At 55.5% G+C, this 17,699-nt stretch carries 13 protein-coding genes; 11 read left to right on the plus strand and 2 right to left on the minus strand.

Annotation, left to right across the window (positions count from 1 at the left end; genetic code table 11):
* Position 1: 1 nt before the first annotated feature.
* The 4 genes from RB_RS16355 to RB_RS16370 all read left to right on the plus strand — a co-directional run bounded on the left by RB_RS16355 (position 2) and on the right by RB_RS16370 (position 4,422).
* A complete protein-coding gene (locus RB_RS16355; protein ID WP_011121662.1) occupies positions 2-1,075 on the plus strand; it encodes a dihydrodipicolinate synthase family protein in 1,074 nt (357 codons plus the stop codon).
* 64 nt (positions 1,076-1,139) lie between these two features.
* Entirely contained in the window at positions 1,140-2,597 is a 1,458-nt protein-coding gene (locus RB_RS16360) for a sulfatase family protein (protein ID WP_011121664.1), read from the plus strand.
* A 319-nt stretch (positions 2,598-2,916) separates the two neighbouring features.
* Complete coding sequence (locus tag RB_RS16365; protein WP_011121665.1) at positions 2,917-4,119, plus strand: DUF1559 domain-containing protein; 1,203 nt, start codon at positions 2,917-2,919, stop codon at positions 4,117-4,119.
* 117 nt (positions 4,120-4,236) lie between these two features.
* Complete coding sequence (locus RB_RS16370) at positions 4,237-4,422, plus strand: hypothetical protein (RefSeq protein WP_007339170.1); 186 nt, start codon at positions 4,237-4,239, stop codon at positions 4,420-4,422.
* A gap of 252 nt (positions 4,423-4,674) precedes the next feature.
* On the opposite strand, the gene RB_RS16375 is transcribed toward RB_RS16370, so the two are convergent.
* Complete coding sequence (locus RB_RS16375; RefSeq protein WP_011121667.1) at positions 4,675-5,859, minus strand: DUF1571 domain-containing protein; 1,185 nt, start codon at positions 5,857-5,859, stop codon at positions 4,675-4,677.
* 506 nt (positions 5,860-6,365) lie between these two features.
* On the opposite strand from RB_RS16375, the gene RB_RS16380 reads away from it, so the two are divergent.
* The 6 genes from RB_RS16380 (at position 6,366) to RB_RS16410 (ending at position 15,263) form a co-directional block, all read left to right on the plus strand.
* Entirely contained in the window at positions 6,366-7,664 is a 1,299-nt protein-coding gene (locus RB_RS16380) for a sodium:calcium antiporter (RefSeq protein WP_011121670.1), read from the plus strand.
* Positions 7,665-7,924: 260 nt separating this feature from the next.
* Positions 7,925-10,456: a DUF1592 domain-containing protein gene (locus RB_RS16390; protein ID WP_231845701.1), complete on the plus strand. Its 2,532-nt coding sequence runs from the start codon at positions 7,925-7,927 to the stop codon at positions 10,454-10,456.
* Positions 10,453-11,784 (plus strand): DUF1552 domain-containing protein, encoded by a 1,332-nt coding sequence (locus RB_RS16395; protein ID WP_011121673.1) that lies wholly within the window; start codon positions 10,453-10,455, stop codon positions 11,782-11,784. The genes RB_RS16390 and RB_RS16395 overlap by 4 nt, the downstream gene beginning before the upstream one ends.
* Positions 11,781-12,839, plus strand: a complete 1,059-nt coding sequence (locus RB_RS16400; RefSeq protein WP_011121674.1) for a formylglycine-generating enzyme family protein — start codon at positions 11,781-11,783, stop codon at positions 12,837-12,839. The genes RB_RS16395 and RB_RS16400 overlap by 4 nt, the downstream gene beginning before the upstream one ends.
* A 62-nt stretch (positions 12,840-12,901) precedes the next feature.
* Positions 12,902-13,564 (plus strand): ECF-type sigma factor, encoded by a 663-nt coding sequence (locus RB_RS16405; RefSeq protein ID WP_007326995.1) that lies wholly within the window; start codon positions 12,902-12,904, stop codon positions 13,562-13,564.
* Positions 13,548-15,263: a serine/threonine-protein kinase gene (locus tag RB_RS16410; RefSeq protein ID WP_164922903.1), complete on the plus strand. Its 1,716-nt coding sequence runs from the start codon at positions 13,548-13,550 to the stop codon at positions 15,261-15,263. Before RB_RS16405 ends, RB_RS16410 begins: the two co-directional genes overlap by 17 nt.
* A gap of 185 nt (positions 15,264-15,448) precedes the next feature.
* On the opposite strand, the gene RB_RS16415 is transcribed toward RB_RS16410, so the two are convergent.
* Positions 15,449-16,186: an SDR family oxidoreductase gene (locus RB_RS16415; protein ID WP_011121677.1), complete on the minus strand. Its 738-nt coding sequence runs from the start codon at positions 16,184-16,186 to the stop codon at positions 15,449-15,451.
* 144 nt (positions 16,187-16,330) lie between these two features.
* On the opposite strand from RB_RS16415, the gene RB_RS16420 reads away from it, so the two are divergent.
* Positions 16,331-17,677: a sulfatase-like hydrolase/transferase gene (locus tag RB_RS16420; protein WP_231845704.1), complete on the plus strand. Its 1,347-nt coding sequence runs from the start codon at positions 16,331-16,333 to the stop codon at positions 17,675-17,677.
* Positions 17,678-17,699: the final 22 nt, after the last annotated feature.

Raw genomic sequence — 17,699 nt, forward strand, 5'->3', positions numbered from 1 at the left:
GATGCAGATCAGTGACTTATCACCCACCATTCGCGAAAATGTTCGTCGGGGAGTCGTTATCCCTGCGCAACCGTTGGCACTGGATGCCGATCGGCAATTCGATTCGCGATACCAAACCGCGTTGACTCGTTATTACATCGACGCCGGTGCCGGTGGCATCGCCGTTGGTGTTCATTCCACCCAGTTCGCCATTCGCGATCCGTCGATTGCTTTGTATGAACCGGTGCTGCGTCTGGCGTCGGACGTCATCGATGAATACGCGGGTGCTCAGGGCCGAGAACTATTCAAGGTCGCTGGTGTTTGCGGAAAAACAAAGCAGGCAATTTGCGAGGCGGAGTTCGCCGTTTCTCAGCGATACCACGCGTGTCTGTTGAGTCTGGCGGCATTAGCCGACGAATCAATCGACGAGTTAATTTCTCATTGCCGAGAAGTTGCCCAGGTCATGCCGGTGATTGGCTTCTACTTGCAACCGGCCGTCGGTGGTTGTGTGTTGCCGTATGAATTCTGGCGGGAGTTCGCTGAGATTGAGAACGTCATCGCAATCAAACTGGCTCCCTTCAACCGCTACCAAACTTTGGATGTGGTTCGTGCGGTTTGCGACGCCGACCGCGACGATGCAATCACTCTTTACACCGGCAACGATGACAACATCATCGCGGACCTGTTGACTCCCTATCACATCGTCACGGACCACGGTGAGAAACGGGTCCGAATTCGCGGCGGTTTGCTCGGGCACTGGTGCGTGTGGACTCGAACGGCCGTTGAACTGCTCGATGAAATTCATGCCGTACTGGATCGCGGTGGCGACATTCCGTCGGAACTGCTCAGCCGCAACATCCAGGTCACGGATTGCAATGCGGCTTTCTTCGATGCGGCCAACGGTTTTGCTGGTTGCATCCCTGGAATCCACGAAGTGCTTCGTCGCCAAGGCTTGCTGGCCGGAACATGGTGCCTCGATCCAAACGAAGTCCTTTCCAGCGGTCAATCCAAAGAAATCGATCGTGTGATCGCCGCCTACCCTCACCTCCATGACAACGCATTCGTACGCGAAAATCTGAGCCGGTGGCTGCGTTGAACATGCCCACCACAAACAGAACAACACGAAACGCCTGACACCTAGTTTTCACTGGAACAGCGAGATGCAACCGATCCGATCCTGGACGAACCACCTTTTGATGACGCTTGTGATGCTGCTGGTTGCCACCGCGGCTTCGGCGGCCGATCGCCCAAACATCTTGCTGATCGTTTCGGATGACCAGGGGTACAACGACTTGGGTCAACTCGGCAACGGAATCATCACACCCGCTCTGGATCGACTTGCCAAGGAAGGCACACGACTGACAAATTTCTATGTCGCTTGGCCCGCCTGCACACCGTCACGAGCCAGCTTGCTGACGGGCCGCTACCCGCAGCGAAACGGGATCTACGACATGATCCGCAACGAGGCCCCCGACTACGGTCATCGCTACACGCCCGAAGAATACGCCGTGACCTTCGAACGCATCGGCGGAATGGATGAGCGAGAAGTCATCCTCCCGGCCGTGCTGCGGCCGGCCGGTTACAAGAGCGGGATTTTTGGCAAATGGGACTTGGGTGCTCTTCAGCGAATGCTGCCAACATCGCGCGGCTTTGATGATTTCTATGGGTTCGTGAACACTGGCATTGATTACTTCACGCACGAGCGATACGGCGTGCCCTGCATGGTTCGTAATCTCGAACCGACAGAAGCCGACAAGGGCACCTACTGCACGTACCTGTTTCAACGCGAAGCCCTGCGGTTTTTGGATGAGCACGCGGGCAACGAGCCATTCTTTTTGTATGTGCCGTTCAACGCACCGCACAATTCATCTTCTTTGGTTCCGACCATTCGTTCGTCGGTGCAGGCCCCGGATCAATTCAAAGCGATGTATCCGCCGGTTGAGGTGGAAACCAGAGTCACCGACCGCTATCGCTACGGCTCGCCCGCAACGGTCGCGACACCGCAAGCTCGTCGCCGCGACTACCGGGCAGCGGTCACCTGCATGGACGCGGCAATTGGCGAAATACTGGACCGCCTGGAAGCGAAACAAATGCTCGACGAGACGATTGTCGTTTTCTTCTCTGACAACGGCGGCAGTGGCGGTGCGGACAACTCGCCGTTACGAGGCCACAAGGCTCAAACCTGGGAGGGTGGCATCCGTGTGCCTTGCCTCGTTCGTTGGCCGGCGGGACAAATCCCTGCCGGCGTGGTGAACGACGAATTCCTGACCAGCCTGGAATTGCTGCCGAGCTTTGCAGCAGCCGCAGGTGTGGAACCACCGCCCGGCGTCGTCCTCGACGGATTTGATTGGTGGCCCACTCTTCGCGGCGAAGCCGAGTCTCCTCGCAAGGAAATGTTCTGGAAACGCCGCGATCAAATCGGAGCAAGGGTCGGCCAATGGAAATGGGTCCAAATGGGTGAACAAGGCGGCCTGTTCAATCTCGAAGAAGACATCGCCGAAAAGAACGATCAGTCTCAAGCCAAACCAGAGATCCTCGCGATGGTGAAGGAACGCTACGCCAATTGGCTTCGCGAAATGGAAGCCGCTGACCCTCGTGGCCCCTTTCGAGATTTCTGACAGCCCTCGATTTGCTTCTCGCGAGAGCGAAGGACGCGGCACTCCTGGACCAACCCCGGGTCGCTCACTTGGGACCGCCCCCGTTTGGCGGTGCCTGATTGGTTCGCCAACCGCTGGTGAAAAGTTGCACTCATTTTTGAGATTCTCGCGAAACAATTGCATCGCAGGAGAACTTAATCCCCTTAGAAGTGGCACAACGAGCACCAAGCGATTCTTGGAAGACGTTGTCTTGTCTACCACTCCGGCACCACAGTCGAATTCTCGACTTCAGCATTGGCTGGTGCCATCCATTCGCGATTCAGCTCTCGGGGAGAGTCTTATGAAGAAGATGCGCAGAAACGGTTTTACATTGGTGGAACTATTGGTGGTCATTGCCATCATCGGCGTTCTTGTTGGATTGTTACTACCAGCAGTGCAAGCAGCTCGGGAAGCGGCTCGACGAATGAGCTGCAGCAACAACTTCAAGCAAATCGGCCTCGCACTTCACAACTACCACTCGGCTTACAACAAGCTGCCGGCACAGAAAGGTGGCACGAACAACGCCAACGACGGATCGCTGGGCGGAAACCAATTGCGTCTTGGTTGGTTGCCTACGATTTTGCCCTTCATCGAACAACAAGGATTGTGGGAACAAATCAGTCATCCGTTGGCAATCAACACGGACGGAACACTCCGTACCACGCCTTGGCCGGGCATGGGACCAGCACCATGGCGAACGGACTACACGCCTTGGATCACTGAATTGGCTGCGCTTCGTTGCCCCAGCGATCCAGGAACCGGTCTGCCCGCACTGGGCCGAACCAACTACGCCGCGTGCCAAGGCGATGCCGTCGAATACAACGAAGTCGGTGCGTGGAGCGGTTCCAATCCACTCGTCATGAATTCGGGATACGCGGAACAAATCCGCATCTCGGGTCGCGGCATGTTTGTCGCTCGTCAGTACACCGGCTTCCGTGATGTCTTGGACGGATTGTCCAACACGATCGCCGCCGGCGAAATCGCGACCGATTTGGGTGACCGCGATATCCGAACCGCACCCATCGACGGTCCTGGATCGGCTGTCCTGAGAGACAATCCTTCTTGGGCTCGCGACAACGACAAGATTGATCCGGAACGACCACAGTTCTGGCGTGCCGGCGAAAACTTGACGACTGACAACGCTGCCGGAGACGGTGCCCGTGCAAGCTGGGCACGTGGTTTTCACTGGGCCGACGGCGAAATGCAGCACTCCGGTATGAACACCATCCTATCCCCCAACAGTGAAACCGTCTCACGCACCACGGCCGACAGCACCTGGGGCATGTACCCGCCCAGTTCGCGTCACCAAGGTGGGGTGCACGTCCTGATGGGTGACGGAGCGGTGAAGTTCATCACCGATTCAATCGAAGCAGGAAACTCGCGTGCTCACACGGTCTACAAAGATCACAACCCAGGCAACGCAGGAACTCAGAGCCCCTACGGACTGTGGGGTGCTCTTGGCACCAAAGCCAACAAAGAAACGGTCTCATTTGACTCGCTTTGATAGCCGGAAAGGCATTTGCTCCGGCAAATGAGAATTAGAAGCGTTGTTGCAATCTCGCAGCAACGCTTCCTTCCTTTCCGATTTCTTCACGCTTCTCTTCATTCAATTTGCAACCAGATGACCAATACCAAACACTCCAACCGATTGATCACCTTTCTGTCCCTGATGTGCCTCTCGTTACTCTGTGCTGGATGCGACAACAACGAATCGACTGTCATCCAGCAACCCGCTGATGCGGCACAGGAGATGGAAGACTACGAATCGATGATGAACTCATCGGCGAAAGAAGCTTACGGAAAGTAGGCCATTCGCTCACATCGCCATCAACGCTGGATCCGATCACGGGTCCAGCGTTTTGCATTGAGTGATCGCCCTCGGTCGATCCAATCGCTCAAGATCTTCAACACCATCGATCACAGACAAGACTGCCTAGCAGGCTGTTGATTTATTGAGCCGCACCGCGTTAGCGGCGGTTGATTAGACGCCAACCGGGGCTAACGCCCAACGGCTAATGATTGTCATTCGGCATGCGACTATATCAACAGCCTGAACCGTTCAATCCTTCGCAACCGCGTTGGGACTGGCTTTCACATCCGATTGGGTCAAACCGACTGGACCGTCGAGTTTGCCTTTCAAACGTGTCGATGCAAACGTGGCGTTCGCCAACCCGACATTCAGTTTCAGATCCGCGTAGGTGTACTCCTCTTTTAACTCGGGTGAATCACCTTCCGCTGCGGGCCAATCGTAAACTTCCAAACGAATCGGAACGTGCAGTTCATCGTCGATGTAGGCGTTGGCACGATGGAATGTGACACCGCCTTCTTTGGATGGATGAACAATCTGAATGTGAGTGGCTGGCCGTCCCATCACCCGAGCATTCCGAAAATAGGTCACTTCGGTGTTGTCGCCGGTGGGATCGTTTTCCATGTCGAATTCAATCAGTCCGATCAATCGACTCATGATCTTGTCAAATCCAATGTCCGTGATCGGATAGTTGCTTTGCTCTTTGGCCTGACGCCCGTGAGGGTCAATCGAAAGCACCAAATAGCTCAGCGCCCCGCCACCTTTTCGGACACGGGCTTTGCCTTCGTTCTCACCTTCGATGTAGAGAACTCGTCGATCGCGTAGAGTACGTGGGGATTGATACTGCAAGAAGACGGACAGCGGTGAAACATCGCCTTGCTCATTGGACTGTTCCACTCTGACGGCGAGGTCCATGATTTGAGGCGTTTGCAACTCACCATCGATTCGTTCCCGTTTGATCAGCTTGCAACTGTAATCGCTGACATTCTGCCGAATGTGGTCGGCATGAGCCTTGGCAAACCCAAGTGCCCAACCCAAAGGGTGATCATCGATCGGTGGGTGCAATCGATGATCCTCCGCGTTGCCCGCCGTGCCCTTTGCATCCATCAACGGAGCCAAAGCGTCTCTTGTCGAGAACGACTTCACCGGCGATGTCGCTGACACTTGTTGGATGACGTTGGCCTCGTCCAAACCCAGTTCCGCGATTGCCTGCTTGGCCAACTGGTCCGTCTGATCTTCTACCGCGATCTTCTGCACCGACACTCGACCGATTTCTGATTCATCCATCTTGACCGCACTCTGGGCCACCGATGCGGTTTCGTCGGCGCAAACGGGCAATGAGTTGGTAAGCGACCCCAATACGACGCACGACAGTGTCAAGGTGGATGCGACGTTGGCCGAAGTTCGAAGGCGGCGGGTCATGGATGAGGTCGGCATAGAAGATGGCTCCAAATGGCGGTCGAATTTCCGTTCGTTTCCGGTGGTGCTCGTTCAGCCCAAGCGGCGAAGTCCGTTTGTGCACGAAACGTGCCGATTGCTTGCAAAAATCCAAGTTTCAGATTAGCGACGCCCCATGGGGAAACAACTGAAAAGGAGCAATCTGCTCTGGAAGGAAAGAGTGGACGTCTGGACCACCGGAAAAACCCGCATAGCCTTCCTACCGTTTCGCCCCACAAAACCGGAGCCGAGGTCTGTTTCACGACGCTACCAACATCGCTCGCAGGGCAATCAACCACTCCAGTCAGTGAGAGGCTGCTTTCAATTTGACATCGCCGGATTGCATTCTGAGACGCGATCGCGAAACGCAACGTGAAACTCCCATTCGAGCGACGGGCAGGAAAAACTTCCTCCGCCGCTTGTAATTGTTACCTCCGCGATGTCATCCTTTGGGGTCGTGATCAATCCGTGAAACGAACTTCCTCTTTCCTTCGTCAAAGGCATCCATGGGCATCGTCATCCCACTCGTTCTGATCTTCCTCACCTGCCTCGTCATCTGGCGAGCCTGCGATGGATTTGAAATCGCGAGTGAGTACATCGGACGCAATCTCTCCGAAGGCGTTCGCGGCGGCACGATCAATGCCATCTCCAGTTCCATCCCGGAACTCTTCACAACTCTGATCGCCCTGTTCGTGCTTTCCGACCGAGATGGGTTTTCGATCGGCATCGGCACCACCGCCGGCAGTGCGTTGTTCAACGGCATGATTATTCCCGCGGTATGCATTCTCAGCGTGGTTGGCTTTGTCGTGATGGGCGTTCGTGTCACCTCGGTCAACGTTTCCACACGCGTCCTTCTTCGCGATGGAATCTCGTTGATTCTTTGTGAGTTCATTCTCATCCTGCTGATCAATGGAGAACAACTTCATTGGTGGCAAGGTTTGATCTTGATGCTGATGTACGCGACTTACTTGGTGTACATGCTGACGACGATGAAATCATCTGAGTTGTCCGCCAACGACGAGCAACCAGACAATGATGGCGAAGAAGAGGATGAGTCCCCACGCGGCCCGCTCGCCAGTTTGTTTTACTGGATCTCCGGAGGCCCGCTGTTGGACTTGGAACGATGGTTCGTCAAAGACCATCATCGCGAACAGATGAAAGAAGAAACCTGGAACGGCTGGGGATTGCTGTTGACCAGCACGGGAGTCATCGCCATGGCCTGCTGGACATTGGTATTGGCCTGCGAATGGCTCGGCAGCGGCCCGGCCAACGTTGAGAATCCATCATACGAATTGTTCGGACAAACCTTCGAAGGCCTGGGCATGCCAGCCATGTTCGTCGCGGTCATCTTTGCCTCGATGGCAACCAGCGTTCCTGACACGGTCATGTCCATTCGCGACGCTCGTGATGGCGACTACGACGATGCGGTGGCCAACGCCCTGGGCAGCAACATCTTTGACATTTGCTTCGCGCTCGGGTTCCCTTTGTTCCTGTACACGCTCATCAACGGCCCCATCGCAATGGAGCCCGAGATCGCGGCTCAGAGCGGAGAACTGCGTTTGTTTCTCTTCATCCTGACGATCATCGGTTTCTTGATTTACTACATCGGCAAACGAGGCGTTGCGGCTGATGGAACCAAGTACGTCGAAATGAAACGAGGCAAAGCGTTTGCTTTGCTGACGATGTACGGTCTGTTTGTGATCTACATCCTGGCTCACGAAAACGATGTCGAAGTGGTCCACCAGATCTCCGATCACCTGCAAACCTTCCTAAAAATGCTGCCAGCGATCGGAGCCATTGTTTAGCAGCCTGTTGATTTAGTCGTATACCGAGTGACAACAATTAGCCGATGGGCGTTAGCCCCGGTTGGCGTCTGCCTAACCGCCGCTAACGCGGTACGGCTCATTAAATCAACCGCCCGTTAGCCCGCTCGGACTGGACGATCCCCAAACCTGAATCATCAACTCACTTGTTGTAGACTGATTGGTCATGTTTTTCGCCGCGTTTGCTTCCCTGGAATCGTGGCGACGTGACGAAATGGATCACCTACAGAAAGTCGTTCGAGTTGACTACTTGGAAGCCACGTCCGTTCTTCTTCGCGACCGCCTTGATCGTCGCAGCGCAAATCATTGCGACTGAGCCAATCTTTGCCGCGGTACCGGCCGACGTGCTCGCGTCGCTGACAACGCACTGCATTGATTGCCACGGTCCCGAATCAGCTGAAGCAAATCTGAGGATTGATCAACTGACCAGCGATCTCGCCGATCGCGAAAACGCACTGAAATGGATCGAGATTCGCAACGCGATCAATCTCGGCGAGATGCCTCCCGACGGCGAACCGCCACTTCCCGTCGACATCATCTCACAAACGTCCGAGTGGGTTTCAGGCGAGTTGAGAGAAGTGGATCGATTGCGAACTCGAGCGGACAAACAAGTTCGTCTGCGTCGATTGAACCGCCATGAGTACACGCACACGGTTTCCGACCTGTTGTCGATGAAGTTCCCAACCGGCGAAAGTCCACTCGATACATTGCCACCCGATGGAACCGCAGAAGGTTTCGACAAAGTCAGCTCGGCACTGATGATCGACCCTTCGCTGATGACTCAGTACTACCGAGTCGCTCGCCGAATCGCGGACCGTGCGATTGTGGACGGTCCACCGGAATACCCGACGGAAACAATGCGGCTGGAGTTTGAGGAAATCGCTGACAGTCATGCGATCGGATATCTCGTCACACGTCGGGGCATGAATCCGGTCCCCGGTGGACTGCAATTGATCGAAGGCAGCACGCGATCTTTTGGGATGCTTCGTTACCCGGGTCGCAAGGACAACAACGTTGCACCAATCAATGGTTTCTATCGATTCACCATTCGTGCGGGAGGTTCCCCGGGTGCCGACGGTGAAGTGCCGCGAATTCGTTTGAAACACAACCATCCCGATGACTCCATGCAGACGATCATGGAGTACGACGTGACGGCACCTTGGGACTCTCCCGCCGAAACCAGCGTGACGATTCCTCGAGACACCTTGGGCGGTGAACTCAACATTGAAATATTGAACGACACAAAGCTGTCCATGGGTCAGCGTCCCGGCGAAAACTTCATGAGACGAATCAATGAAGTGGGTGAAGCCGGCGACTTCACCGAGTCGCTTCGCCTGGCCGGTCGCAAGGTCGCCGAGGGCTGGGGCGGAGATCGTTCAACACCCGATCCCGAGAAACTCGACCTCACAAAATTCCCGCGAGTCTTCTTGGACCATTTGGAAGTCGAAGGTCCTCTGTACGACCAATGGCCGCCGAAGAGTCACACGACGGTCTTGTTCCGCGGCGAAGCAGGAACCGATGTCCTGGCTTACGCTCGCGAGATCCTTTTGCGACTTTTGCCGACCGCCTGGCGACGCCCGGTCGAAGAGAGCGAAATCGAACCGATCTTGGGAGTCATTCAATCGGAACTCGCAAACGGCGAAACATTCCACGAAGCCATTCGCGTCGGATTGGCCGCCACATTGACGTCACCGAACTTCCTCTACCTTGCGGAAGGCACTGGGAATGCCGCCGACACTTCCGTGCTGACCAACCACGAAATCGCGTCGCGAATGTCGTACTTCCTTTGGTCTTCCATGCCAGACCAAGAGCTCTTTCGCGCTGCCCGAGACGGCGAACTCACCGACCCCAACCACCGAAAACAGCAAGTCGAGCGGATGCTGGCGGATCCTAAAATGGATCGTTTTGTCGGCAGCTTCGCTCGGCAGTGGCTGCAGACCGACACATTCCTGACCTTCACGCCCGACCGATCCCTGTACCGGGAATACGACGAGAAACTGTCCGAAGCCATCGTTCGTGAACCGCTCGAATTCTTTCACGAAATCTTACGCAGCGATCGAAGCGTGCTGAATTTTCTTGACTCGGACTTTGTGGTCATCAACGATCGGCTCGCTCGACACTATGGCATCGATGGTGTCAGCGGCGAGGAGTTTCGCGTGGTTGACTTGCCATCGGGTTCCGTCCGAGGTGGGTTGCTTGCCATGGCGGGTGTGCACCAAGCCGGTTCGGATGGCACTCGAACCAAACCCGTTTCGCGAGCGGTGTATGTTCGAGAAGTCTTGTTCAACAACCCGCCCGATCCACCGCCACCCAATGCCGGCGAAGTCGAACCCAACATTCAAGGCCAACGTCTGACCGTCCGAGAACGGTTGCTGCAACATCAACAAATCGAAGCCTGCGCAGCCTGCCATCGCTCGCTCGATCCCTACGGTTTGGCATTGGAAAACTTCAACGTCATCGGCCAATGGCGTGAGCAACAAGACGGGGAAAATTTTCGCGGTCGCAATCTGCCGGAGATCGACGCCAGCGGCCGACTCCCCAACGGCAACGAATTCACAGGCTTCGAAGATTTCCGGGGGTTGCTGCTGCAGCAGAGCGATCGCTTCCGCCGAGCCTTGGCGGAAAAGGTGTTTGTCTACGCATTTGGCCGCCCCGTTGGACCGGAGGACGACGCCCCCCTGACTCGCGTCGTCACCGACATGAAAGCGGAAGGCGACACCTTCCGTGCACTGATTCAATCCATTGTCACCAGCCAGGCATTTGTGTCCCGATGAGTAAACCGTCCTACAAACCACGACTCAAGACGCTCAACCGCCGGATGCTTCTGCGTGGTGCCAGCACCTGTTTGGCGCTGCCTTGGTTGGAAGCGATGTTGCCACGATCCGCCGCCGCTGCAGAATCGACCAAAGTCGTCCCACGGATGGGCATGTTCTACTTTGGCACCGGTATGAACATGCGTGAGTTCTACCCAGAAGGCTATGGCAAAGACGCGAAGATGTCTCGCATCTTGAAGCCACTGGAAGAGCAACGCGATCAGTTCACCGTGTTGTCGGGAACCTCGCTCAGCCACGGCGGTGGTCACGATGGTGCCTACCCGTTTGCGACATCGATTGCTCGCGGCGAAAAACAAACCATTTCGCCTGACCAATTGGCTGCCGAAGTGCAGGGAAAGCACACTCGATTCCCGTCGCTGCAGTTGTCGGTCAAGCGAGGCACTGGCTTTGGCTCGCAAGCATTGGCAACCATCTCGTGGAATCGCCAGGGCATCCCATTGGCAGCGGAGAATGATCCGCAGACCATCTTCAACCATCTCTTCCGTCCGCCCAACTCACAACAACTGCTCCAACAAAGCGACGAATTTCGGCAACGCGGCAGTGTGCTCGACGCAGTGCTCTCGGATGCGAAACGACTGCAAACCCGACTCAGCCAATCCGATCGTCAACAGCTCGACCAATACTTCCATTCCATTCGCGAAGTTGAAACGACGTTGGGCCGCGAAATGGATTGGTCTGATCGCCCCAAACCCAAACCTAACCTCGATGGGTTTGGTGATTACGAAAAAGCCATCGCGCCCGAGGGCAATGGGAAGTTTGTCTACGACACGTACGCGAAATTGATGTACGACTTGATCGCCCTTGCGTTTCAAACCGATTCCACGCGCGTGGTCAGCTACGTCGTTCGAACCGAACTGGCCGGCGGTGTGTACCCAGAATTTGGTGTCTCCAAGGGTTATCACGAACTGACGCATCACGGCAACGATCCAAAAAACCTGGAGGAGCTCGCCCGGGTTGACACGATTTACATGCAGCACTGGAGTCACTTCCTGAACCGGTTGGCATCCATTCGCGAAGGGGAGGGCACTTTGCTGGACAACACGCTGCTGGGGTTCTCCAGCGGCATGGGGATCGGCCACAGCAAAGACGTTTTGCCGACAATGATTTCCGGTGGCAGTGGACTCGGCATCCGCCATCAAACGCATCTTCAACTGAAAGACAACACGCCGCTTTCTTCTCTATGGCAAACCATGGTGGAACGGATGGGAGTGAACGTGGACGGTGAGTTCCAAGACAGCACCGGAACGATCGGGGAACTCCTCGCATGATTCGCCTGTGTATCAAACGACTGCACGCCGCACTCGTGTTGGCGTTGACACTGACAGTGCCCATCCAAGCACAGGAACCTGCACGGCAATCGAACCCAAATTCGATTGGCATGCAGTTCGTCGCGATCGCCCCCGGTGAATATCGCCGAGGTTTTGACGGTTCAGGGCAACGTGATCGCCAATTCGCACTGGCTCACACCTTCAGCAACCCTCAAGCATTCCGATTTGATTCACCATCGCACTTGGTGGTGATCACCAAACCATTCGAGCTGCAAACAACGGAAGTCACCGTCGCGCAGTTTCGCGAATTTGTGGAAGCGACCGGCTACCAAACCGAAGCGGAAAGCAACGGTGGAGCCTTGGGATGCTTTCCAAAAGAAAAAGACTACGTCGACCGCTTCCGAAAGTCGCCCGATGTGACCTGGAGGACTCCCGGGTTCGAACAATCCGATGATCATCCGGTCGTTGCCGTCAGTTGGAATGACGCGGTGAAGTTTTGCGAGTGGTTGTCGGAACAGGAAACGACGACGTATCGATTGCCAACCGAAGCCGAATGGGAATACGCCTGCCGCGCCGGTCAATCAACATGGTATTCATGGGGAAGCGATCCAGACGAAGCCTACGTTCATGCGAACGTCGCCGATGGGGCTCTCGAGGCCGCTCAACCAAACACAACCCGCTATCAGCGAGCGGTCAAACTAGAAGCTGACGACGGCGATGGCGTGGTCTTCACCGCCGCGGTCGCCAGTTTTCGCCCCAACCCGTGGGGCCTCCATGACATGCACGGCAATGTCTGGGAATGGTGCCAAGATCGCTGGTCGGCGGACCTCTATCGACGCTACCTCGACGACGTCCCCTGGCCAAAGCGATCCCAGTTCACCATGACCGATCCGGTGATGTTGGAAGAGACACCGCAACATGCGTACGGAGACTGGCGGTGCATACGAGGCGGGGCTTGGACGTGCGCCCCGGCTTCCGTTCGCTGTTCGATCCGCACGTTTGCAGAAGCGTCTGATGCAACGATCTACACCGGGTTTCGAGTCGTCCGAGAATAGCAAACGGATGCCACCAACGATCGAAAGTGATATCAACGTGGTGTTGTCACGTCTGCCTCGCGATGCAACAGTTGTCTTCCATGTCGGAACCTCAAAATGTCAGCCACTGGATCGACCAAGTCAAAGACGGCGATTCCATCGCCGCCAACCAGATTTGGCAGCATTACTATGACCGATTGGTGAGATCAGTCCGAAACAAGCTTTTCGGTCAAAACCGAGCGGTCTCCGACGAAGAAGACATCGTCCTGAGCGTTTTTGACAGTTTCTATTCGGCCGCGCAAAAGGGCCGATTTCCGGATTTGTCCGACCGAGACGATTTGTGGCGTTTGCTACTGAAGATGTCCGCTCGAAAAGTGGTTGACAAAAAACGTCGTGACCATCGCCAACGACGCGGTGGTGACGTTCAACTGCATTCGTTGGATAAACGCGAAGACAACCAGACTTTCATCGAAGCCATCGGCGACGAGCCATCACCCGAGATGATTTTGATGATGGAAGAATCGGTGGAGCAATTTTTTTCGCATTTGGGTGTCGGGCAGTTGCGAGATTTGGCGGGTGCCAAGTTAGAAGGGTATTCCAACGCGGAACTTGCCGCACGATTTGGATGCTCCGAACGGACGATTGAACGTCGTCTGCATCTCATCCGTGAAAAATGTCACCAGGAACTGTTCGATGAGCATTCGTCAGAAGAAACTACCGATCGCGACCTTGGAACGAATCGATGACCTGTGCGCGGAGTTCGAACGAAAATGGCAATCCGACCAATCCCCCTCCATCGAATCGGCGCTGACCGAGGACATTTCACCCGACGAACGGGACGTTTTGCTGGCTGAATTGATTGTCTTGGATGTCGACTATCGGCGGCGACGATCCGAGAGCCCCAACGAGCAAGACTACCTGGATCGCTTTCCCGACAACGTCTCAGTCATCCGCGACGCTTTCCGCGGGAACGACCAACCCAAGCGAGCCTTCCTGCCGCCTTCGGTTGAACAACTGAGTGAGCAATTCCCCTCGTTGCAGATCACCGAACTACTCGGCGCAGGCGGAATGGGTGCGGTCTACAAAGCACGCCAGGAAGGGCTCGATCGCGTCGTTGCTCTCAAAATCCTTCCCGAAGAATTTGGTCACGACGTCAAGTTTGCGTTGCGGTTCACTCGTGAAGCTCGCACGCTCGCGAAATTGAACCATCCCAACATCGTCTCGGTCTATGAGTTCGGACACGTCGATGACACGTACTATTTCTTGATGGAATACGTGGACGGGTCGACGCTGCGGGATGTGGTCGCGGCCGGTCAGCTCGCTCCCGCTCATGCACTGGCGATCGTGCCGCATCTTTGCGACGCACTTCAGTACGCTCATGACAACGGCGTTATCCACCGAGACATCAAACCGGAAAACATTCTGATGGCCGTCGACGGTTCGGTAAAAATTGCCGACTTCGGACTTTCGCGAATCCTTGGCGATCAAGACCAACCTTCGGCGCTCACTGGAACCCACCAGATCATGGGCACCCCGCGGTACATGGCACCGGAACAACTCGAAGGTGCCCGTGGAGTCGACCATCGCGCCGACATTTATTCGCTCGGCGTGGTCTTCTACGAGATGCTGACTGGTGAACTTCCAATCGGTCGTTTCGCGGTTCCATCGAAGAAGGTCCAGATCGATGTTCGATTGGATGATGTTGTTTTGAGAACGCTCGAGAAGGAACCGCAACGTCGGTATCAGCGAGCCAGCCAAATCAAATCGGACGTGCAATCCATTGCCTCGGGTGACCGTGCCGCATTGGCACCGACTCAAGTCATGCCATCGGATCCCCAGCGTGATCATGCCCACTCGTCCTCGGGCGCCCACGACCAGGAACTCGCGGGCCGATTGTTGTTGACCCGCCGCCAACTCATGGAGCGGGTCGAATCATCGCTGCGACCTCTGTTCGCCGGACAGGTGCTTCAGATTTTCGTCGGCGTGGCACTGATCGCCCTGGGAGCCTACTGCTGGGCGCCCAACACGCATGTGCCACATCGATTGTTCAGCGGCGTGATCGTGCACGTCTATGGTTTGCTGCTGATCATTGTGGCTGCCAACGTTTTGGTTCGAATCAAACGCGTCGACACCTCCCAACCGATCAACGAAATCCGTGAAAGGCTGAATGCAGTCAGAAGCTTCTCACTTCGGGTCGGTCCGATCATCGGAATTGCATGGTGGTTGATTTGGATCCCCGTCGTCGTCGCCGCAGGATTCGATTCCATCCTCCATCCCAACTCACTTTATCCATCGCTGATCCTGGGTGTGATCGGACTCGTTGGCTCGTGCGGGTTGTACGCGATGGCGATGAAATCAGAACCCTGGCGTCAAAAACTCGGCGGGCGAAGTGTCACCAATGCCGAGCGAGAGCTCGCCGAAATCGAGCAAACCAACATCCGCTGATTTCTAGCTTCTAGCTTCTAGCTTCTAGCTTCTAGCTTCTAGCTACTGGCTACTGGCTACTGGCTACTGGCTACTGGCTACTGGCTACTGGCTACTGGCTACTGGCTACTGGCTACTGGCTACTGGCTACTGGCTACTGGCTACTGTGGCTCTGTGGCTCTGTGGCTCTGTGGCTCTTTCCACTCTCAAACAACCCCACCATTTGCCCGCAGCGTTTGACCATTCACCCAAGACCCATCCGGACCGGCCAAAAAGGACACCACGGATGCGATGTCATCGGGTTGTCCCAGACGTTCCAGCGGCGACATGTTCGTTAACCGATCGATCAACTCATCTGACTTGTCGTCCAGGAAAAGCTTGGTCGCGGTTGGGCCAGGAGCAACAGAGTTGACCGTGATCTGTCGTCCTCTCAATTCATTCGCCAGCACAGATGACATGGCCTCCACAGCCGCCTTTGTTGCGGAGTAAACACCGTAATTCGGCATTCGCAATCCGATGACGCTGGACGACAGATTGATCACCCGACCACCATCGCGAAGTCGGCAGGCCGCTTCTCGCATCGTGTGGAAACACCCCTTCAGGTTGACATCGACCAGCCGAGCAAAATCCTCGTCCGAGGTCTCAGCAAGCGGTTGCATCTTCAGAACGCCAGCGTTGTTGACCAACACGTCCACCCCGCCAAACGACTCCGTCGCGAAATCAAAGAGTTTCTCGACCGCGTCCGAGTCACTCACATCGGCTTGAAATGACTGTGCCGAACCACCTGCTTCTGTGATGCGTTGGGTCAGTTCATCGGCCGCCTTGGAACTGTTTGCGTAGTTGATCACAACCGAAAATCCGTCGCTCGCCAATCGTTCGGCAATTGCCGCACCGATCCCGCGTGACCCACCGGTGACAATGGCAACCCGGTTGTTGTTGTTCATTTGAAAATGCTTTCTTCGCTAGTGAAATGTTGAAATGATCCTCAAGTAATGACCTTGCACCCGAAGAGTACGCCGGCCCTTTACACTATTTCAACAAACCCACCCCCGTTTTCATGGCACGCGTTTCTCCTGGTCAATCTCTTCATGTCCCGAGTCTTACCTCTCCTTTCTACATTGCTACTCACTTATTTTTTGCCTTTCGCGTCATCCAATGCCACTGAGCCCTCCGGCGTCACGACTCACCCAAACATCTTGATGATCTACGCCGACGACCTCGGCTATGAAGCACTGCAGTGTTATGACGGCCTCGATTTCGCCACGCCAAAACTGGATGCGATGGCAGCGGAAGGTGTGCGGTTCGATCGGGCCTACGCGAGCCCTGTCTGCACACCCTCACGGGTCAGCCTACTGACAGGGCTGTATCCGTTTCGACATTCGCATCTTGGAGTCCTACCGGTACACAAGGGAACACGCCAAAAAGTGGACTTTGGAAAAATGCCGACCTTCCCGCAATTAATGCGGGAAGGTGGGTACACGACCAGCGTCACCGGCAAATGGCAACTGGCGACTCTTGAAGTCTGGCCAAACCATATTCGCAACGCAGGCTTTGATTCCTGGTGCGTCTGGCAAATTTGGCGAGACGGCGAAAAGACGTCACGTCATTGGAACCCGACGTTCAACGAAGACGGCCATATCCGGGAAGACATCCAGCAACGATTTGGTCCCGATGTTTTGGTCGACCATGTGATTGATCAGATGGCCGAGGCGCAAGCGTCGCAACAACCTTTCTTGATCATCCACAATGAATTGCTTCCGCACGATCCAATCGTTGAAACCCCCGAGGATCGAAGGCTGAAGCGGCAACCTCGTCTTGCGCACATGATCGAATACATGGACCAATTGGTCGGACGGTTACTCGATGCGGTGGAAAGACTCGGAATTCGAGACAACACTTACGTGGTATTCATGGGTGACAATGGCACTCACGAGGTTGACTTTGACAATCCGAAATTTGGACAACCGGGGGAACAAAAACACACTCGTCATACGCGTGCCGGAAATGTCAACGGCGGCAAGTTCGACCTGAATGATGCGGGCACTCATGTTCCGCTGATCGTCTGGGGACCGCCATCGGTACCCGCCGGCCAGGTTTGTGACGACTTGGTGGATGTCGTGGATCTGTTCCCCACCTATTGCGAATTGACCGGTACGACAATCCCTGAATCACTGAGGGTCGATGGCCGCAGCATCGCGCCGCAGATTCACGGCCAAACCGGGAAGCATCGTCCGTGGGTGCACCACGCGATTAGCGGAAAAGGAGACAGTCTGTTCGACGGTTCATGGCGACTATCCAGTCAGAAGGACCAATTGTGGGACGCCCGCGAACTGCCGGCCGAATCACCAGCGGCAGCGAATGATGAACACGCCGAATCAGCTCGCGTCCGACTCGAGAAAGTTTTTCGAACGCTTCATCAAAACGCCTCCCAGTGATTGAGAAACAACTTCCGGGACC

Source organism: Rhodopirellula baltica SH 1, assembly GCF_000196115.1.
GTDB lineage: Bacteria > Planctomycetota > Planctomycetia > Pirellulales > Pirellulaceae > Rhodopirellula > Rhodopirellula baltica.